Genomic DNA, 19,197 nt, shown 5'->3' with positions numbered 1-19,197 from the left:
CGATCAGTTCAATGAATTCCAAGCCCTATTTCGGCAATTCGTACACGACCCGAACGCGGGCATCAGCCTTGGATAGCTCGATAAAACCGATACCGCCCGGCTGGGAAACCACCATCCTTAATACCTCTTCCGGTGTGGCGGCCCGGACCGGAGGCTGTTGGCGCCCCGAGAAAACTTGGCGCGACCAATAGGCATTGACCTCGGACAAATCCTTGCCGACCAAGGCGCTGTAAAAACGCGCCCTGTCCGGGTGGCTGTCGGCCATATCGACCGGCTGCGCCTCAAGCCCGTTGAAGAACTGCCGGGTACGCCCGAAAAAAACGTTGACCACCTCGTTCCGCGACATCGCGGCGACACCACTGCGCGCGTTGACGACGACAACCAGTTGGGCATGCACCCCTCCCGCCTGCACCAACATCCAGGCCATCAAACAGAGGAGGAAGAAGCGACGTATCGGCATGGCCTCAGAAAATGAAGTCGAAGGTCACGGTATAGACGTCCATACGCCCCGACCACAAGCCGCTGGCAGGATCGTTGCGATAGGGAAAAATCGAGCTGGGCTCACCACGAATGGCATCCCACTGCGCCTTGAGTGCCATGTTGCGTGCGAAATCCCAGCGCAATCCGACAATACGGGTCGACTGATCCACATGGGCATCCGCCATGATTTTCGCCTCGATTGCCTGACGCCCGGAAGTATTCCGCTGCACCGAGCGAATCCATGAATAGCCAAGATAGGGCTTGACCTCGCCAACCCGATACCCAGCCAGGACATAGCCCCCCTCCGAACTTTCGAATGAATTGCTTCCCTGCTCGATGCGGTTGAGCATCAACTGCAGTTGCAATGGCCCCCGGTCGTACACCGCGCCCAGAGAATAGTAATCCGAACGCCGGTCACGGGAACCGAGGTAGTGTGCCGAGGTTGCCGGGTCGGGCGAGTAGGCCTGCAGCATGTCGCCTATGGGCAAGTCGTTCTTGAACGTGATGTTGGCGTAGCTCGCCCGTATCTGCCAGGCGGCGTGCTGGTACTCAACCGACGCGCCGGTCATCGGTGAGCCGTTGATGTCCCACTGTCGATCCGCCAGCGGAATCTGGCCATTGGAACGCCCGTAGAAAACCTTGAGACGAACGAGGCTCTCGCCAAGGGACCAGGCATAAGCCGCATCGCCGCCATTGATGCTATAGAAGGGCAGATACCAGAAATAGTCGCCGGGCGGACGCACCGTCAGGTAGGAATAGCCGATCCAGCGCGAATCGGCCAGCATGAAGAAATCGGTACCCAGACGCCCCAGGCGCAAGGTCGCACTGGGTGTCGGTTCGTAGCGAAAATAGGCCCAGGCAACCTCCGGATTGTAGGTACGGTCGTAGCGGTATTTAGCGGTTGCCTGGACCACTGCCGACAAGCGGGGATTGATCTGCCATGCCCCCTGCAAGCCGAACACGCTATCGTTGCGGCCATCCCAATGTTTCTTGACGCCGCTCGGCTGTGACAAGTCGCGGACGAACTCGACCTGGTCGCTCGTTGTCCTGGCCATCCCGAGGGTTCCGAATCCGTTCAGGCTGAATGCCGAAGCGTCTTCGGACGCCACGGCAAGAGAAGAAAGCGCCAGCAGGCCGCAGGCAGCAAACAAGCGTCTGCATCCACCTCCCAACACGCTCCCCTTCAGCATTCGCGCAAAACGCATGACCATCCGGACTTGAAAAACCTGCACATCACCTCGCCGCAAGGACGAGGCGACAAATAGTCAATCTTGCGAGAGAGTCGGCAGCGCGATCTTGTTATCCGTGCTGAACTGGTAATCCTTGAACACATGCTCGGCCGACAACACCTGGTATTGGCCGTCGCCCAGCTTGTGCGTCGTATCCTTCAGGCGATAGGTCAGGTGGCCACAGGTCCAGATCTCGAAGTTGCGCATATGGGTACACAGGCAGGTCTTGTCCCATACCTTGACCTTTCGTGCTCCGGGGTTCGCAGCGACTTCGCGGTTATACGACGTGATGTAGGCGCATTTGCCGTTGGCGTCGAGCAGGTAACCGTAGGCTTCGCAATTCGGGCGGATACCGTCGCCGATGCCCGGGCTGGACTTGATCATGCGCATCGGATAACCGGTCGGCGAAATCTGGTTGACCTCGATGTCGTCTTCGTCGGCCTTGAAGTATTCCTGCTTGGCGTCATCCGGCAGACCGCACTCGCTGGTCACCGTGAAACGCGTGGCAACCTGAACGCCCGCAGCGCCCATTTCGAGGAAGCCGGCTGCGTCGGAACCGGTGAAGATGCCGCCAGCGGGCAGGACGGGAATATTCAGGTTTTCGTCCCGGAGGTACTGGAGCACTTCGGCGACGATGGTGGCAAGGTCGTATTGCGCCCAGTCCATGCCGAAACCGAGATGGCCGCCGGCGAGCGGACCTTCGACGACAATGTAGTCCGGCAGACGGTTGGTTCGGGCGCTCTTCTTCAGGAACAGCTGCAACGCGCGGACCGAGGACACGATGATGCCCAGTTGCACGTCGCGGAAGCGCGGATGATCCTCGATCAGCGCAAAGGAGCCCAGATGCAGTCCGGCGGCCAGCGTGATGCCGTCGATGCCGGAATCCATCGCTGCCGTCATGCGGACCTTGAGCGTCTCCTTCGGCGCGTTCATGGTCAGTTTTTCCATGCAGTTGATGAAGACCAGTCCGCTGCCCTGCTTGCGGCTCATGGTGGCTTCGACGTGCAGCCGGGTGGCTTCCTCGAGACGGCCGAGGTCGAACTTGACCGCCGACTTGTCCTCGTTCTGGACGTTGTACTTGTAGAGCGCGAGCTTTTCCTTGACGTGCTTGGTTTCATAGCGGCGATCGGAAACGGTGTTGATCATCGCATCCGAAATGTGCCCGACACCGCCCAAACGGGCAGCCTCCAGGGCCAGGTCGGCCGTCGAAATATCAACCCCCATGCCACCGATCATGATCGGCACGAGCTCGTGCTTGCCAAGCCGCAAGCGGAAATCATCCACACGCTTCATCTTTGTCCTTATGGAAATCAGCCGAACAACCCCTCACCCTCGGCCAAGGATGGGATTTTACGCCATTGTGGGAAACGATGCGTGACCAGCCCGGTATAAATCAAGTTAGCGATTCGCGACTGTCGTTAAACTTGCCACTTCGATTGTACTTTTTTCCTCCGGTTCATCATGTTTTCACCCACCCCCCCGCTCTGGCTCGTCGGCTTCCGCCCCTTCTTCGCCCTCGCCTGCCTGGCCGGCATGCTTTTCCCCATCGCCTGGGCGCTGATGTTCAGTGGCAGCCTGCCAGCCCCGAACGCACCGTTCACCTCGGTGCAATGGCACGCTCACGAGATGTTCTTCGGCTTCGGCTGGGCTGTACTGGGTGGATTTTTGCTCACTTCGACCAAGAACTGGGTCAACATCCGTGGCTATCACGGGCCGGCCCTGATGCTGCTCGCCGCAGCCTGGCTCGTGGAGCGCCTGGGCATGAGCTTCGGTGGACAATGGCCGTTGCCGGTCGCCATGCTCGCCAACAATGCCTTTCTCGGCAGCATCGCCGCCATGCTGCTGTTGACGCTGGTCCGTTACCGCAGCCAGGACAGCTACCGCGACAATGCCTTTTTTATGGTCATGCTGCCAGCTTTCCTCATCGCCAAGTACCTGATGCTCTACGGCAACGATTTCCAGGCGGGCTACGGCATGGCCATCGCGCTGTTCCGCGTGGCTTTTCTGGTCATGCTCGAACGCACCCTGACCGGCTTCATGAAGGCGGCCTTCCAGACCCAGATCCTGCGCCAGCCCAGGCTGGACATGCCGATCAAGCTGCTCGGCCTGCTGCTGGTGCTCGAACCCTTCCTGCCCCGTCCGCTGACGACCGGGTTGTCGCTGGCGCTTGCCATCCTGCTCGTCATCCGCTTCGTGTTCTGGAAGCCTCACCTCGCCTTCAGGCGCATCGACATCGGGATCATGTACATCGGCTACCTGGCCATCGTCAGCCAGTTGCTGATCGAGGCGCTCGGCCATGTCATGAACTTCGTGTGGGTCGGATCGGTATCGGTGCATCTGTTCACCTTCGGCGCCATGGGCTGCGTCATCCCGGCCATGATCATCCGCATATCGAAGGGCCACACCGGCCGCAAGGTCGTCTTCGACGGACTCGACCGCGTGGTGCTGTACATCATGATTCTGGCGCTGATCGTCCGCGTCGCCGTACCGCAGTTCGCGCCCGGCGCCTACATCGGCATCGTCCATGCCTCGGCAACGTGCTGGCTGATCGCTTTCGGCACACTCGCCTGGCGCTACATCCCCATCCTGATGCAAGCCCGCATCGACGGCCGGGAGCATTGATCGCCGCGGCGTGGGACAATGGCGGCCCGTTTCTAGGAAACCCGCCATGCACCCCCGCAACGAGAATGCCGATGGTTACGACCTGGCCGTACTGACAGCCACCTCCGCCGCACTGGCCAAGTACGTCAAGACCACGCCCGCCGGCAAACCGACCGTCGATTTCGCCAACCCGGCTGCCGTCAAGGCACTCAATCGGGCGCTACTCATGCACCACTACGGCGTGAAAGGCTGGGACATTCCTGCCGGCTACCTCTGCCCCCCCATCCCCGGGCGCGCCGACTACATACATGCGCTAGCCGACCTGCTCGCCGACGGCAATGCCATCCCCGCCGGCCCCGGCGTGCGTGGGCTGGACATCGGCACCGGCGCCAATCTCGTCTATCCGCTGATCGGCCACGCCGCCTACGGCTGGTCCTTCCTCGGCACCGACATCGACGAAGCGGCGCTGGCCAACGCCACCACCATCCTCGGCAAGAACCCGAAAATCGCCGCCGATGTCGAACTACGCCACCAGCCGGTGTGGGACAACATCTTCACCGGCCTGCTGCGTTCCGGCGAAAACTTCGACTTCACGATGTGCAACCCGCCCTTCCATGCTTCGCCCGACGAAGTCCTCTCCGTCAGCCAGCGCAAATGGAACAACCTGAACAAGCCCGGCGCCAAAAAAGGCAGCGCGCAGCCCCGCCTCAACTTCGGCGGCGGCGGCACCGAACTTTGGTGCAATGGCGGCGAGCGCGGCTTCGTCAAAACCATGATCGAGCAGAGCACGCAAATCCCCAAACGTGTGCTGTGGTTCACCACCCTGCTCTCCAAGGCCGACAACCTCACGCCGCTTCAGGCCGTGCTCAAGAAGGCCCGCGTCGTGGATACCCGCATCATCGACATGGCCCAAGGCCAGAAGCAGAGCCGGATCGTCGCCTGGAGCTTTCTCAGCGCGGGTGATCGCTCGAAATGGGCAAGGGAGCGGGCGACGAAGCACCCGGCAACGTAAAAGCCACAACGACGTGCTGCACTGCCGGGATAGCTACGCCACTCCGGGAGGCGGCGTGTTTTCGCCCTCCTCGCTTGAACGCGACAGGTATTCGGCCCACAGATGGCCGTAGCGATCGTCGAATCGCGCATCCAGCAGTTCGACGCCGGCAAAGCGGTCGACACGAAAGGTACGGAAGGTCTGGCGCAGTTCGCACCAGGCGCCGAGCGTCCAGCAGCGCCCCCAGAAGACGAGGCCGAGCGGCCACAGGATGCGCTCGGAACGTTCGCCGTCGCCACGCCGGTAGGCGACGCGGACCTTGTGTCCGGACTCCATGCCATCGCGCAAGGCGGCCATCGGTTCGCGCAGCGGCTCCGGCTGCAGGCAGTCCGGGGCGAGGTAGCGCCGACTGCTGGCGGCAATGCGTTCCTCGAGATCTCGCGGCAGCACCGCCTCGATACGCGCCATGGCGGCATCGGCAGCCTTGCCCAGCGCCGGATCGGTCCACGCGCGGACCAATTTGGCGCCAATGGCGAGAGCAGCGAGTTCGTCGGCGGTAAACATCAGCGGCGGCACTTGGTAGCCACGCCGCAGGCGGTAGCCGACACCCGCCTCGCCATCGATCGGCGCACCGGCCCGGATGAGGTCGGCGATGTCGCGATAGACGGTACGCTCGGATACCTCCAAAGCCTCGGCCAAGGCCCGGGCGGTGACAATGCGACCGTGGCGCAGCATGAGAATGATCTGGAACAGGCGATCGGCTGGGCGCATCGACGACAACTCCCGGGAATGGCGGCTGGATTTCAGCATAGCACGCGCTTTCTCGCGGCCCACGGGGTCTCCTGACACCACGTTGTCAGGAGGGGCAGCGGATGATGCATGCAACGCCGGCAAACAGTCGGCGCCCCCCCCCAAGGAGAAAAGCATGAACACCCTGATCTGCTGGTTCGAACTTCCCGCCGTCAACCTCGACCGTGCCGAGGCTTTTTATCAACGCGTGCTCGGCACGACTTTTCGCCGCCAAATCTGCGGCGGCCATCCGATGGCCATCTTCGCCTACGACGACAAGATGCCCGGCGGCGCGCTGGTTACCATGCCGCAACTGGAACCGCGCGACAATGGAACGCTGATCTACCTGAGCGTGGACGATCTGGACGCGGCGCTGGCCCGGACACAGGCCGCCGGCGGCCGGGTCGCCATGCCGCGCCTGGCGCTGGGCCAGGACGAGCAAGGCAAGGACATCGGCTTCATCGCGCTGATCGTCGACAGCGAAGGCAACCGTGTCGGCCTGCATGCCCTGAGCTGAGCACTCTTACCCCCAGTAAAGGGCATTCGACCCGCCCGGCAATATGCCGTGGCGGGCGAGATGCCAAAGACCCCAAGGGAAAACGCGTATCGGCAAGCCTCAAGAGCCGCCGAAAAAGAGGAAGCATGGCACCCGGTATAATGAGCGTCCTTTATGTTGCCGGTGTCTCCCGTGTCCGACCGTCTTGCCGTTCTCCCCCAATACCTGATTCCCAAGCAAGCCCTCACCGTTCTGGCCGGCAAACTGGCCTCGGCCGAAGCCGGCGCGCTGACGACCTCGGTCATCCGCTGGTTCGTAGGCCGCTACAACGTGAACATGGCCGAAGCGGCCAATCCCGACATCGCCAGCTACAAGAGCTTCAACGAATTTTTCACCCGGCCGCTGAAGGACGATGCCCGCCCGCAGGCCGAAGCCGATTTCCTGTGCCCGGTGGATGGCGCGATCAGCCAGTTCGGCGCCATCGCGCGCGACCAGATATTCCAGGCCAAAGGGCATTCCTATTCGACCACCGCGCTGGTCGGCGGTGACCGCGAACTGGCCGCCCGTTTCGAGAACGGCAGCTTCGCCACGCTCTATCTCAGCCCGCGCGACTATCACCGTATCCACATGCCCTGCGATGGCCGGCTGACGCGGATGATCTACGTGCCCGGCGCGCTGTTTTCAGTTAACCCGACCACCGCCCGCGGGGTGCCCGGACTCTTTGCCCGCAACGAGCGCGTGGTCTGCCTCTTCGAAACGGCGACTGGCCCCTTTGTACTGACCCTGGTCGGTGCCACCATCGTCGGCAGCATGGCGACCGTCTGGCACGGCGTCGTCAATCCGCCGCGCCCGGGCGTGATCCGCGAATGGCGCTACGACGAGCAACACATCGTGCTCCGGAAAGGCGAGGAAATGGGGCGTTTCCTGCTCGGCTCGACGGTCGTCATGCTCTTTCCGCAAGGCCGCCTCTCCTTCAACCCCGATTGGTCACCGACCCGGCCGATCAGAATGGGAGAAGCGATGGGATACAGCATTTAACAAAAAAATACAAAACATCAAATAACCGCTATTTGCCAAAAACACACCACCCCCTATACTACTTTAGTAATAGGGGAGATATATGCATTCCTGGTCGCTCAAAACACGTTTCTCCGTCGGGGTAGTGCTGCTATTTTTCGTGGCATTGGCGGCCATCCTGCACGTTGTGCTGGATACGCTGCAGAACCGGTTTCAACAACTGATCGGCGACGATGTCGCACTCCTGACCCAAACCCACGCAGACATGCTGGATCGCCGTTTCGAAGCGGCAACGGAGATGCTGCAGACCATCGCCGCCCATGCACCGGCCGCGGCCTTCGATAACCCCAGCGCGGCCCATGCCTATATTGGCACCCAGTCAGCGGGCCTGAGCGTTTTTGACCTTGGCCTCTTTATCGCCAACAAGGATCGCATCCTCATCGGCGTCAACACGACAGACCCTGTTGCCGCCCAAAAACGCCTTGGCAAGCTCACGGGGGCTCCGGATGCCGACTACCGGGCGCGGGAAAGCCACCGGCCAACCTTCTCCGCCCCTTATCCCTCTCCGTCCTGCAATGGTTGTCCGGCGGTCGCCCTGATCATCCCGATCTTCAGCCGTGACGGAGAGCATCGCGGATTCGTCACCGGCGCCCTGCGCCTCGATGGCAACAACTTCCTGGCTTCGCTGAAAGATGTCCACATCGGGAAAGGCGGTTATTTCTTCATGCTGACGCGGTCGCGAACCATGCTGATGCACCCGGACCCGATGCGTGTCATGAAAACTGCGACCAAGCCTGGGCAAAACAAGATCATCGACAAGGCACTCGATGAAAACTTCGAGGGGAGTGGCACCACCGTCAACAGCACTGGCACGAAAATGATTGTCGGAATACGTGCCATGAAAAGTACGGGCTGGCTGCTGGCGGCCAACTTCCCGGTCGCCGAAGCCGAGCAGCCGTTTCGCGAAACCCGCGACCGGGTCTTCTTTCTCGCTGCCCTTGCCGGACTCGGCCTCCTCAGCCTGGCGTGGTTCATGGCGCAACGCTCCCTGGCGCCCTTGTCGCGCCTCACCGAGCACGTCGCCCGCCTGACGAACCAGGTTGAAAAAACACCGATCAACTTGCAGGCGACGGGTGAAATCGGCACGCTGGAAAAGGCATTCAACGAGATGCTCGCGGTGCAGGAACGCCAACGCCAGGAACAAGAACGCGCCGAGGCCGAAGTACGCGACCTGAATGCCAACCTGGAGCGCCTGGTCGACGAACGGACTATTGCGCTGGCCAACACAAATCGGGAACTGGAGCAAACCATCCAGACCTTGACCGATACCCGCCAGGACCTGGTTGAAGCAGAGAAGCTGGCCGCCCTGGGTGCGCTGGTCGCCGGCATTGCCCACGAACTGAATACGCCGATTGGCAACTGTGTTCTGGTCGCCTCGCGCCTGAGCGACGAAACGACAGCGCTGCAAACAGAAATCGACAAGGGCCAGCTTCGCAAAACAACCCTCTGCGAGCATATGGACAAGCTCGACACGGCGACGCACATCCTGCAACGCAATCTCGACAAGGCAGCCGAACTCATTGCCAGCTTCAAACGCGCCGCCGTCGACCGGACGAGCGACGCCCGCCGGGGTTTCATGCTGAGGGAAACGTTGAACGACACGGTGGTCATGCTCACCCCTAGCCTGAGACGCGGCCATTGCACCGTCGTCACCGACATCGACGGCGATATCCCGATGAATGCTTATCCCGGCAGCCTGAACCAGGCCGTTTCCGCCCTGCTGGAAAACGCCATGATCCACGGCTATGGGGAAAGCGGCGGTGAAATACATTTGTCCGCGAAGCAGGAAGGCGACAAGGCAGTGATCGTCATCCACGACGACGGCGCGGGCATCGCCGAAGAAAACCTCGGACGCGTTTTCGATCCTTTCTTCACCACCCGCTTCGGAAAAGGGGGAAGCGGCCTCGGATTGAACATCGTCTACAACAGCGTGACCGGAATCCTTGGCGGGAAGATACGCGTTGAAAGTCGGCCCGGCCAAGGTTGCACCTTCACCTTGACGCTCCCTCTGGAAGCACCCGTAGCGACCTAGACAGGCCCTACTGGAATGCCCCCGGTGCAAGCAGGCTGCTCGGCTGCATCCGGCGGGTTCCAGCCGGGAAAACAAACTCGGCATCGGGCAGCAGCGCCATGGCCGGCGCCATCCCCGGCGGACTGACCATACCGCGCAGTGGCGACAGGCTGGTCAGTTTCAGCGGAATGCCGCCCATCTCGACCAGTTCGTGCCGTACTGCAAAACGGTTGCCTTCGAATCGACCTTGCGCCGGCTTGTGGAGATCGCCCACCCCAACGATCAGGTTGTTCAGCAGCCAAACCTCAAGATCGCCGCCCATCCTGTCGGTACGCACGTTGACGAAAGTGCCTGCGTAGGCGTCGTTGATCAAGGTGTTGTGCGCCATGTAGAGCGCATTCTCCGGCCATTTCGGCCCATCGGCACCATAGGAAACGAGACGCGGATTGTCGGTCCCGGCACTTTGGCCGATGGTATTGCCGACCACGTAGGCAACACCGCCATTGGGAAACTCCAGTTCGTAGGACGACTTGCCGCCAGCCCCATCGACCAGCATGTTGTACAGGATGTAGTTCTCGCGCGCCCGCGACTTGACGAGATGGCCCAGATAGCCATTGGAGAAGCGGCTACCCCTCAGCGTGAATTTCCCGATTGCGCCGACGTACAGCAGATGGTGCAGATCGCCCGGGGTTCGCGGAGCATCGCCGAACTCGCTGTCGTTCACCTCAAGACTCAAGTCGCTGCGGTTCGCCGTCAGGATGCCTATCTCGTTGTCAAAAAACGCGCAGCCCCGCACGCTCAGGCTGCCCTTTTCAAAACGGATTCCGGCACCGTTCAGGTCGGCGCCGCGCACACCGCGAAATTCGATGTTCTCGATCCGCAACTTGCCGCCGCGCACCACCCAGATCGCCTTCCCCTCCGCATTCTTGCCGTCGGCCAGCATGACCGGCCGTTCACCGGCACCGCGGATCACCAGGTTGTTCTGCGTCCAGACGGCCGGCTGCCCGCGATAGAGGCCGGGACGAATCTCGATCACGTCGCCATCGCGCGCCTGTTTGGCGGCCTCGGTGATCGAGGCGATTTTCTCGCCGGGACCGACGACCATCGTCGCCGGCACGGCTGCCTCCATGGCAAGCGCCGCTTCCGGGCGAGCCACCAGTCGTCCGTCGGCCCCCCGGCGAATCTCCCCCAGATAGTCCGGCGCCGGCGGCAGCTTGTCAGTCGTCTGCGCCAGCGCACTGCCCAGGAAAAGCCATAACCAAAGGCTGCCCGCAGGCAGCACGCGTGCAATCGATCGAACCATGGCGGGCCGCTCCGCGCGAGAAATGGGGAAGCAGCCATGAAACGGCGCCATGATGCATTTGTCAACCGGGCACTCCGTGGCAATATCTGCCTTTCGCCGCCGATCTCCGACTGCCCGCAACATCGGCCATCCCGGCTTTTCTCCCACCCCACAGGAGCCCTGAATGACCCTCACTGCATCTCCCCTGAAAACAGCCTTCCGTCGTCTGGCCGTCGCCGGGCTGTTCGTGCTCGGCAGCAGCCTGGCGATTGCCGAAGCGCCGCAGCAGAAAACCCAGGTTCCCGGCTACTACCGCCTGATGCTCGGCCAGTTCGAAGTCACTGCCCTCTACGACGGTGCCATCGACCTCGACGAGAAGCTGCTGAAGAACATCGACAAGCGCGACATCCAGCGCCTGCTCGCCCGCGAGTTCCTGAAAGGCCCCAAGGTGCAGACCGCCGTCAACGCCTACCTGGTCAATACCGGCAACAAGCTGATCCTGGTCGACGCCGGCGCCGCCAAGCTGTTCGGGCCGGGGCTCGGCAACATCGTGGACAACCTCAAGGCCGCCGGCTACACCCCGGAGCAGGTCGACACCGTGCTTATCACCCACCTGCACGGCGACCACATCAACGGCCTGGTCACCCCGGACGGCCAGCGCGTCTTCGCCAATGCCGAGGTCTGGTCGGCCAAGGCGGACAACGATTTCTGGCTGAGCGAGGCGATCGCCGCCCAGGCCCCGAAGGATTTCCAGCCCTTCTTCAAGATGTCGCGCGATGCCGCCGCCCCCTACCTCGCCGCCGGCAAATGGAAGACCTTCGACAGCGACCGCGAACTGCTGGCCGGCGTCAGCAGCGTCGACACCCACGGCCACACCCCGGGCCACGCCAGCTATTTGTTCCAGAGCGGCGACCAGCGCCTGCTGGTGCTCGGCGATCTGGTGCATAACCACGCCGTGCAGTTCGCCCGCCCGGAAGTCGCCTTCGAGTTCGACAACGACCCGAAGCAGGCCGTCGCCACCCGCAAGCGCGTCTTCCACAAGGCCGCCCGCGAAAAGCTGATGGTCGCCGGCATGCACCTGCCCTTCCCCGGCGTTGGCCACGTCCGCAAGGAAGCCAAGGGCTACGCCTGGGTTCCGGCCGAATTCGCTCCGCTGGCCAAATAGCATGCAGATCTGGGTCGATGCCGACGCCTGCCCCGGCGTCATCAAGGAAATCATCTACCGCGCCGCCGAGCGTCGGCAGATCCAGACCACCCTGGTCGCCAACCAGATGCTGCGCACGCCGCCGTCGAAAGTCATCCGCGCCATCCAGGTGCCCAGTGGCTTCGATGTCGCCGACCGGCACATCGTTGACCAGGTGGCCGCCGGCGACCTGGTCGTCACCGCCGACATTCCGCTCGCCTCGCTGGTCATCGAACGCGGCGCCCACGCCCTGAACCCGCGCGGCGAGCTCTACACGACGGCGACCATCCGCGAACGCCTGAGCATGCGCAATTTCATGGAAGAATTGCGCAGTGCCGGCATCGAAACCGGCGGGCCGTCTTCGTTCAGCCAAGCCGACCGGCAAGCCTTCGCCAACCAGCTCGACCGCTTTCTCGCCAAGATACCCAAGGACTCCGCATGACCACCCTGCTCACCCGTTACGACGACATCCAGCCCTACACGACCAAGGACGGCTCGGAAATCCGCGAGCTGATGCACCCGGCACAACACGGCAACCAGGCGCAAAGCCTCGCCGAAGCGACGGTGTATTCCGGCCAGAAAACCCTGCTCCATCGTCACCACAAGACCGAAGAGCTGTACCACGTGACCGCTGGGCAAGGGACCATGATTCTCGGCGACAAGACCTTCGCCATCGGCGTCGGCGATACCATCCTCATACCGCCCGGTACGCCGCATGCGCTGCACAACACCTGGCCGGTGCCCCTGCGCGTGTTGTGCGCGAGCAGCCCGGCCTACGACCACACCGACACCGAAATCCTCGAACCGCAGGAATAGCCCGGGCGGATTTTCCGCAATCAGTAGGCGGTCGCTGCCCGCGCCGCCTGATCGTAGCGCCCGGACAACTGGCGCAGTATCCGCGCCAAATCGCCCAGACGGGCGTTCTCCTCTTCCTGCCCGGAAAAACCGGGCATCAGGCAGGCTTCGCGTACCTCGCGGTAGCACTGGCACAGGGCATTGCCTTCTTCCGTCGTGGCGAAGAACACCTCCTTGCCGCGCTTGGTGCTGCTCAACAGGCCCATCCCCGACAGTTTCTTGACCGAATAGCTGACCACATGGGTGTCCTCGATATTGAGGACGAAACAGATATCGGCCAGGCGCTTCTCCGTCCGCCGGTGGTTGATGTGATGCAGGATCAGCACATCGACGGGCGCCATGTCCTTGACGCCGGCAGCCCCCATGCAGCGGATCAGCCAGCGGTTGAAGGCGTGGGTGGCGATGATCAGGCCGAACTCGAACTCCGACAGCTCCGGCGACTTTTCCGACACCAGATGCGAGGAGGAAACAATGCGCTGCCCGACCGGTGGAACGGGGACGGCAACCGGAGTCTTGTTGGCTTTCTGACGACTGGGCATGACTTTTCTCCAATAATTTGGCGGAGATTATAGCGACTATCATGTTGACTTTTTATCAACGTTTTCTTAACGTCACGTCACCATGTTCAAATCCGGAATTGCGGCGTCGACAATCGTCCCGCCGGGCGCTTCGGTAGCGGACATGACCATCCGCACAATAACGAGGAGACTCCCATGCTGAAAACCGTGGCCGCCTTTGGCCTCAGCACCACCCTGATGTTCTCGTCCGCCATTGCCCAGGCCCAGCAGAAATGGGACATGCCGACCGGTTACCCGACCTCCAATTTCCACACCGCCAACATCCAGCTCTTTGCCAAGGATGTCGAGAAGGCCACCGGCGGCAAGCTGACGCTGACCATCCACGACGGCGGCTCGCTGTTCAAGGCCAACGAAATCAAGCGCGCCGTCCAGGGCGGCCAGGCGCAGATCGGTGAAATCATCATCTCCGGCTATTCGAACGAAAACCCGGTCTTCGGCGTCGACTCCATTCCCTTCCTCGCCACCAGCTACGCCGAATCCGACAAGCTGTGGAAGGCGACCAAGGCAGCCACTGAAGCCCATCTCGCCAAGCAGGGCCTGAAAGTGCTGTATGCCGTGCCCTGGCCGCCGCAGGGCATCTTCAGCGCCAAGCCGATCAACTCCGCCGCCGACCTGAAGGGCGCCAAGTGGCGCGCCTACAACCCGAACACCAGCCGCATTGCCCAACTGGTCGGCGCCCAGCCGGTCACCGTCCAAGCCGCCGAACTGACGCAGGCGCTGGCCACCGGCACGGTCAACACCTTCATGACGTCCGGCGCCACCGGCTACGACAGCAAGGTCTGGGAACAAGTGAAGTATTACTACGATGTCAGCGCCTGGTTGCCGAAGAACCTGGTCATCGTCTCCAAAAAGGCCTTCGACGGCCTCGACAAACCGACCCAGGATGCGCTGCTCAAGGCAGCGGCCGAGGCCGAAGCGCGCGGCATCAAGATCAGCCAGGAAAAAAACACCTGGTACCTCGAGCAACTGGCCAAGAACGGCATGAAGATCGAAAAGGGTTCACCGCAGCTCCAGGCCGACCTGAAGAAAGTCGGCGAGCAAATGATTGCCGACTGGGCCAAGCAGGCCGGCGCCGACGGCCAGGCCATGCTCGACGCCTACCGCAAGTAACGCATCGTCCGCGTAACCCTGCCGTACCACCAGGGCCTTTCCCCGGAAAGGCCCTTTTTTCGGAGAGTCTCCATGCGCAAGCTGATGGACACCTTATTCACGCTGGCCGCCTATCTGGCTGGCCTGTTCATGATCGCGACCCTGCTCGCCGTGCTGTCCAGCATTTTCGGCCGCATCATTCCGGCGCTAGACCTGCCCGGTTCGGATGCCTATGCCGGTTACTGCATGGCCGCCGCCGGCTTCCTGGCCTTGGCACCGACCCTGCGCCGTGGCGAACATATCCGCGTGACACTGATCTTCAACCAGCTGCCGGCCCGCGCGCAGCACTGGCTGGACATCTTCTGCCACCTCGTTGCCCTGGGACTGTCGAGCGCACTGGCCTGGTTCTCGATTCGTCTCGTCCTGCAAAGCCGGGAGTTTTTCGACATTTCCACCGGCCTGGATGCCACCCCCCTGTGGATTCCCCAGATTGGCATGGCGGTCGGCACCAGCCTGTTCGCCCTGGCTTTCCTGAATGATCTGGTCCTGCTGCTGGCCGGCCACACCCTGCGCGACGCTTCGCCCGATGGCGAACCGGCCCATATCGAATAAGGAGGCCGACATGGACCTGACCATTACCCTGCTCCTCATCGTCACCCTGTTTCTGATCCTCGGTTCCGGCGTCTGGATCGGCCTCGCGCTGACCGGCGTGGCCTGGATCGGCATGGAATTGTTCACCAGCCGCCCGGTCGGCGACAGCATGGCCGTCACCATCTGGGGCTCGTCTTCATCCTGGACACTTACCGCCCTGCCGCTCTTCGTGTGGATGGGCGAAATCCTGTTCCGTACCAAACTGTCCGAAGACATGTTCAAGGGCCTCGCGCCGTGGCTGGAGCGTCTGCCGGGCCGCCTGCTGCACACCAACATCATCGGCTGCACCATCTTCGCCGCCGTCTCCGGCTCCTCCGCCGCCACCTGCGCCACGATCGGCAAGATGACCCTGCCGGAACTCAAGCGCCGCGGTTATCCGGAACACATCGCCATCGGCACCCTGGCCGGCGCCGGAACGCTCGGCCTGCTCATCCCGCCGTCGATCATCATGATCGTCTATGGCGTGACGGCCAACGTCTCGATTGCCCAACTGTTCATCGCCGGCGTCGTTCCCGGCCTGCTGCTGGCCGGTCTGTTCATGGGCTACACCATCGTCTGGGCGTTGCTGCACCCGGACCAGATTCCCCCGGCCGAACAGAAATTCACCTTCTTCCAGAAGCTTTACGAGTCGCGCCACCTGATTCCGGTCGTCTCGCTGATCGCCGCCGTCCTCGGCTCGATCTACACCGGCCTGGCCACGGCCACCGAAGCCGCGGCGCTGGGCGTCGTCGGCTCGATGATCATCGCCGCCGTGCAGGGCGAACTGAACTGGAAGAATTTCCGCGAAAGCCTGCTCGGCGCCACCCGCCTGTACTGCATGATCGCCCTGATCCTGGCCGGCGCCGCCTTCCTGACGCTGTCGATGGGCTACCTCGGCCTGCCGCGCCACCTCGCCGAGTGGATTACCAGCCTCGGCCTGTCGCCGCTCATGCTGATCATCGCCCTGATGATCTTCTTCATCATCCTCGGCTGCTTCCTCGACGGCATTTCCATCGTCGTGCTAACCATGGGCGTATTGCTGCCGACCGTCGAAGCGGCCGGACTCGATCTGGTCTGGTTCGGCATCTTCGTCGTGCTCGTGGTCGAAATGGCGCAGATCACGCCGCCGGTCGGGTTCAATCTTTTCGTGCTGCAAGGCATGACCAAGAAGGAAATCACCTACCTCGCGAAGCATGCCTTCCCGATGTTCGTGCTCATGGTTGCCGCCGTGCTGCTGCTCTATTTCTTTCCGGGCTTCATTACCTGGCTGCCGCAGCAGATGGCCGGCTGAGAGGCGCCATGACCACCCCGTCGTACGACACCCCACGCCTGCTGCCGCTCGGCGACAGCGCGTGGACCGTCGAGTTTGCCCGGCACATCGACCCGGCCGTCCACGGTCGGGTGATGGCGCTGGATGCCTTGGTCAACGACGCCCGCCAGCACGACCCGGCCTTTGCCGGCATCGTCGACACCGTCCCTACCTTCCGCTCGCTGACCGTCCATTTCCGCCCGGACCCCGATCCGCTGGTGCTCGGCGAGCGCCTGCTGACCCTGGCCCGCAGCACCGAGGCGACCACGCTGGACGGCCGCCACTGGCTGCTGCCGGCCTGCTTCGACGCCGACTTCGCCCCCGACCTGGCGGCGGTGGCCGAACGGCATGGCATGACGCCGGCAGCGGTTGTCGAATTGCTCTGCCAGACGGCATTCCGCGTCTACATGATCGGTTTCATGCCCGGTTTTCCCTACATGGGCGGTCTGCCGGCCTGCCTGAACACACCCCGCCTGAGCACCCCGCGCAAGCTCGTCCCGGCCCGCTCCATCGCCATTGCCGGCGAAATGTGCGCGGTCTATCCGTGGCCGAGCCCGGGCGGCTGGAACCTGCTCGGCCGGACACCGCTCGACCTCTTCGTCGCCGGCGACAATCCGCCTGCCCTGCTTGCCTCGGGCGATTGCGTGCACTGGCGGGTCGTCGACCGGGCGGAATACAGCCGGATCGAGCAGGCGCTGGCGAACGGCGAACTGCATCGCCAGCATTTCCTGAACGGAGCGCCGGCATGATCGGCTGGCTGGACGTCATCGACGGCGGCCTCGGCAATGCCATCCAGGATGCCGGCCGCTACGGCTATCGCCACATAGGCGTCGCCGTCTCGGGCTTTCTCGACCCGGTCTTCGCCGCCTGCGCCAACGCACTGGTCGGCAATGCCGGCGACGTGGCGGCCATCGAGATCCGTGGTCTCGGCCCCAGCTTCAGGGTGCGCCAAGGGCCGGTACGGGTCGCCCTGACCGGCGCCCTGTCGGCCAGCATCCTGCGCCACGGCGGCAGCCGCCAGGATCTGGACGCCTGGCACAGCGCCACGCTGGAAGCCGGCGATATCCTGAAATGCGGCGCGGTCGATGGCGGCACGGCCTATCTGGCGGTCAGCGGCGGCATCGATGTGCTCCCGCAACTGGGCAGCCGCGCTACCTACCAGCGTGCCGGCATTGGCGGCATCGACGGCCGGCTGCTGGCCAGTGGCGACGCACTGCCCTGTCGTCGCCTGAGCCACAACGAGTATCGCGAATACCGCGCCGCCCCCTGGCAGCATGCAGAAGGGCCGATCCGTGTCATGAGCGGTCCGCAGGCCGATCATTTTGCCGACGGCGAACTCGAACGTCTGCTCGCCACGCCTTACCGCGTGACCCGCGACAGCGACCGCATGGGCATGCGCCTGGAAGGCCCGGCCCTCGCCCACCGCAGCCCGGCACACGCCGACATCGTCTCCGATGCCGTGACACCCGGCACCTTGCAGGTACCCGGCAACGGCCAGCCGATCCTGCTGCTGGCCGACTGCCAGACCGTCGGCGGCTACCCCAAGATCGCCACCGTCATCCGCGCCGACCTGCCGCGCCTGGCCCAGTGTCGGGCCGGCGACCCACTGCGCTTCACGGCGGTCGACCTGCCCGAGGCGCTCGCCATCCAGCACCACGAAACGGAACGCCTGGCTCGCTGGCAAAACGGCATCGGCACCTACCTGCCTGCCGGCTACCTCGACGAGGCCGCGCTCTACACCTGCAACCTGATCGACGGCATGGTGCGCGCCGAACCGCCGATCCGCGACTGATTCCACCGGAGGCCCTGCATGAGCCAGAAAATCAACCTGAATGCCGATCTCGGCGAGAGCTTCGGTGCCTGGAGCATGGGCAGCGACAGCGCCCTGCTCGATGTCGTCGGCAGCGCCAACGTCGCCTGCGGCTTTCACGGCGGCGACCCGCTGGTCATGCGCCAGACCGTCCGCGCTGCCCGCGAACGCGGCGTCAGCATCGGCGCCCACCCCTCTTTCCCCGACCTGCAGGGTTTCGGCCGCCGCCGCATGGATATCCCGGCCGATGAACTCGCCGCCATGCTGATCTACCAGATCGGCGCCCTGCAGACGATGGCCGCCGTCGAGGGGCATGCCCTCAGCCACGTCAAGCCGCACGGTGCGCTAAACAACATGGCCTGCGCCGACGCCCGTCTGGCCGATGTGGTGGCGGCCGCCGTCGCCGCCGTCGACCGTGATCTCATCCTGCTTGCCCCGGCGCACTCGCAACTGGCACTGGCCGGCATTCGTGCCGGCCTGGCGGTCGGCCTGGAGGTCTTCGCCGACCGTGCCTATCAGGACGACGGCCAATTGGTGCCGCGCAGCCAGCCGGGTGCCATGATCCATGGCGCCGAGGCCAGCCTCCAGCATGTCCTGCGCATGCTCGACGCCGGCGGTCTGGTCACCCGGACCGGCAATGTGCTGAAGACGGACATCCACAGCATCTGCGTGCATGGCGATGGGCCGGATGCCGTGGCCTCGGCGTGCGCACTCGCCGCCGGCCTGGAAATGGCCGGCTATAGCCTGTCAACGCTGCCCCAAACCCTGCGACCGTAACCGCCCCTCC

The 19,197-nt window shown here is 63.2% G+C and carries 20 protein-coding genes; 14 read left to right on the top strand and 6 right to left on the bottom strand.

The features are described from left to right. Window positions 1-25: 25 nt before the first annotated feature. The 3 genes from AB6Q56_RS04285 to AB6Q56_RS04275 all read right to left on the bottom strand — a co-directional run bounded on the left by AB6Q56_RS04285 (window position 26) and on the right by AB6Q56_RS04275 (window position 3,002). Window positions 26-460 (bottom strand): hypothetical protein, encoded by a 435-nt coding sequence (locus tag AB6Q56_RS04285; RefSeq protein WP_434515902.1) that lies wholly within the window; start codon window positions 458-460, stop codon window positions 26-28. Window positions 461-464: 4 nt separating this feature from the next. Further along, entirely contained in the window at window positions 465-1,631 is a 1,167-nt protein-coding gene (locus AB6Q56_RS04280; RefSeq protein WP_434515901.1) for a hypothetical protein, read from the bottom strand. 114 nt (window positions 1,632-1,745) lie between these two features. Continuing rightward, window positions 1,746-3,002, bottom strand: a complete 1,257-nt coding sequence (locus AB6Q56_RS04275) for a nitronate monooxygenase (protein ID WP_434515900.1) — start codon at window positions 3,000-3,002, stop codon at window positions 1,746-1,748. A gap of 168 nt (window positions 3,003-3,170) precedes the next feature. Between AB6Q56_RS04275 and AB6Q56_RS04270 the strand changes: the two genes are divergently transcribed. Together AB6Q56_RS04270 and rlmF are read left to right on the top strand one after the other, a co-directional pair. Beyond that, window positions 3,171-4,331 carry an NnrS family protein gene (locus AB6Q56_RS04270; RefSeq protein ID WP_434515899.1) on the top strand — a complete coding sequence of 387 codons (1,161 nt, stop codon included), beginning with the start codon at window positions 3,171-3,173 and terminating at the stop codon, window positions 4,329-4,331. A gap of 46 nt (window positions 4,332-4,377) precedes the next feature. Next, window positions 4,378-5,322: a 23S rRNA (adenine(1618)-N(6))-methyltransferase RlmF gene (gene rlmF / locus AB6Q56_RS04265; RefSeq protein ID WP_434515898.1), complete on the top strand. Its 945-nt coding sequence runs from the start codon at window positions 4,378-4,380 to the stop codon at window positions 5,320-5,322. Window positions 5,323-5,355: 33 nt separating this feature from the next. Here the strand turns inward: rlmF and AB6Q56_RS04260 are convergent, their stop codons facing one another. Then, window positions 5,356-6,072 (bottom strand): helix-turn-helix transcriptional regulator, encoded by a 717-nt coding sequence (locus AB6Q56_RS04260; RefSeq protein WP_434515897.1) that lies wholly within the window; start codon window positions 6,070-6,072, stop codon window positions 5,356-5,358. A gap of 154 nt (window positions 6,073-6,226) precedes the next feature. On the opposite strand from AB6Q56_RS04260, the gene AB6Q56_RS04255 reads away from it, so the two are divergent. From AB6Q56_RS04255 to AB6Q56_RS04245, 3 genes are all read left to right on the top strand, one after another. After that, window positions 6,227-6,607 (top strand): VOC family protein, encoded by a 381-nt coding sequence (locus AB6Q56_RS04255; RefSeq protein WP_434515896.1) that lies wholly within the window; start codon window positions 6,227-6,229, stop codon window positions 6,605-6,607. A gap of 171 nt (window positions 6,608-6,778) precedes the next feature. Then, window positions 6,779-7,624 carry an archaetidylserine decarboxylase gene (gene asd, locus AB6Q56_RS04250; protein ID WP_434515895.1) on the top strand — a complete coding sequence of 282 codons (846 nt, stop codon included), beginning with the start codon at window positions 6,779-6,781 and terminating at the stop codon, window positions 7,622-7,624. 82 nt (window positions 7,625-7,706) lie between these two features. After that, window positions 7,707-9,695 carry an ATP-binding protein gene (locus AB6Q56_RS04245; protein ID WP_434515894.1) on the top strand — a complete coding sequence of 663 codons (1,989 nt, stop codon included), beginning with the start codon at window positions 7,707-7,709 and terminating at the stop codon, window positions 9,693-9,695. Window positions 9,696-9,702: 7 nt separating this feature from the next. Here AB6Q56_RS04245 and AB6Q56_RS04240 read toward each other — a convergent pair whose 3' ends face one another. Continuing rightward, window positions 9,703-10,977, bottom strand: coding sequence for a hypothetical protein (locus AB6Q56_RS04240; protein ID WP_434515893.1), 1,275 nt, complete (start codon window positions 10,975-10,977; stop codon window positions 9,703-9,705). A 163-nt stretch (window positions 10,978-11,140) separates the two neighbouring features. Here AB6Q56_RS04240 and AB6Q56_RS04235 point away from each other — a divergent pair, with 163 nt between their 5' ends. The 3 genes from AB6Q56_RS04235 to AB6Q56_RS04225 are packed head-to-tail and all read left to right on the top strand — an operon-like array spanning window position 11,141 to window position 12,955. Further along, complete coding sequence (locus AB6Q56_RS04235) at window positions 11,141-12,121, top strand: MBL fold metallo-hydrolase (RefSeq protein WP_434515892.1); 981 nt, start codon at window positions 11,141-11,143, stop codon at window positions 12,119-12,121. Window position 12,122: 1 nt separating this feature from the next. Then, window positions 12,123-12,581: a YaiI/YqxD family protein gene (locus AB6Q56_RS04230; RefSeq protein ID WP_434515891.1), complete on the top strand. Its 459-nt coding sequence runs from the start codon at window positions 12,123-12,125 to the stop codon at window positions 12,579-12,581. Beyond that, window positions 12,578-12,955, top strand: a complete 378-nt coding sequence (locus AB6Q56_RS04225) for a cupin domain-containing protein (protein WP_434515890.1) — start codon at window positions 12,578-12,580, stop codon at window positions 12,953-12,955. Before AB6Q56_RS04230 ends, AB6Q56_RS04225 begins: the two co-directional genes overlap by 4 nt. Before the next feature lie 20 nt (window positions 12,956-12,975). Here the strand turns inward: AB6Q56_RS04225 and AB6Q56_RS04220 are convergent, their stop codons facing one another. Further along, window positions 12,976-13,533 (bottom strand): winged helix DNA-binding protein, encoded by a 558-nt coding sequence (locus AB6Q56_RS04220; RefSeq protein WP_434515889.1) that lies wholly within the window; start codon window positions 13,531-13,533, stop codon window positions 12,976-12,978. A gap of 174 nt (window positions 13,534-13,707) precedes the next feature. On the opposite strand from AB6Q56_RS04220, the gene AB6Q56_RS04215 reads away from it, so the two are divergent. From AB6Q56_RS04215 to AB6Q56_RS04190, 6 genes are all read left to right on the top strand, one after another. Further along, on the top strand, window positions 13,708-14,682 hold the full coding sequence (locus AB6Q56_RS04215; protein WP_434515888.1) for a TRAP transporter substrate-binding protein: 975 nt from the start codon (window positions 13,708-13,710) through the stop codon (window positions 14,680-14,682). A gap of 72 nt (window positions 14,683-14,754) precedes the next feature. Next, complete coding sequence (locus AB6Q56_RS04210) at window positions 14,755-15,273, top strand: TRAP transporter small permease (protein WP_434515887.1); 519 nt, start codon at window positions 14,755-14,757, stop codon at window positions 15,271-15,273. A gap of 10 nt (window positions 15,274-15,283) precedes the next feature. Then, complete coding sequence (locus AB6Q56_RS04205; protein WP_434515886.1) at window positions 15,284-16,582, top strand: TRAP transporter large permease; 1,299 nt, start codon at window positions 15,284-15,286, stop codon at window positions 16,580-16,582. Between the two features lie 8 nt (window positions 16,583-16,590). Continuing rightward, window positions 16,591-17,349, top strand: coding sequence for a 5-oxoprolinase subunit PxpB (gene pxpB / locus AB6Q56_RS04200; protein WP_434515885.1), 759 nt, complete (start codon window positions 16,591-16,593; stop codon window positions 17,347-17,349). After that, window positions 17,346-18,392: a biotin-dependent carboxyltransferase family protein gene (locus tag AB6Q56_RS04195; RefSeq protein WP_434515884.1), complete on the top strand. Its 1,047-nt coding sequence runs from the start codon at window positions 17,346-17,348 to the stop codon at window positions 18,390-18,392. Before pxpB ends, AB6Q56_RS04195 begins: the two co-directional genes overlap by 4 nt. Window positions 18,393-18,410: 18 nt before the next feature. After that, complete coding sequence (locus tag AB6Q56_RS04190; protein WP_434515883.1) at window positions 18,411-19,187, top strand: LamB/YcsF family protein; 777 nt, start codon at window positions 18,411-18,413, stop codon at window positions 19,185-19,187. Window positions 19,188-19,197: the final 10 nt, after the last annotated feature.

The organism is Dechloromonas sp. ARDL1 (genome assembly GCF_051122455.1).
GTDB lineage: Bacteria > Pseudomonadota > Gammaproteobacteria > Burkholderiales > Rhodocyclaceae > Azonexus.
Note: the sequence above shows the minus strand (reverse complement) of the source record. Positions and strands in the feature narration are given on the sequence as shown.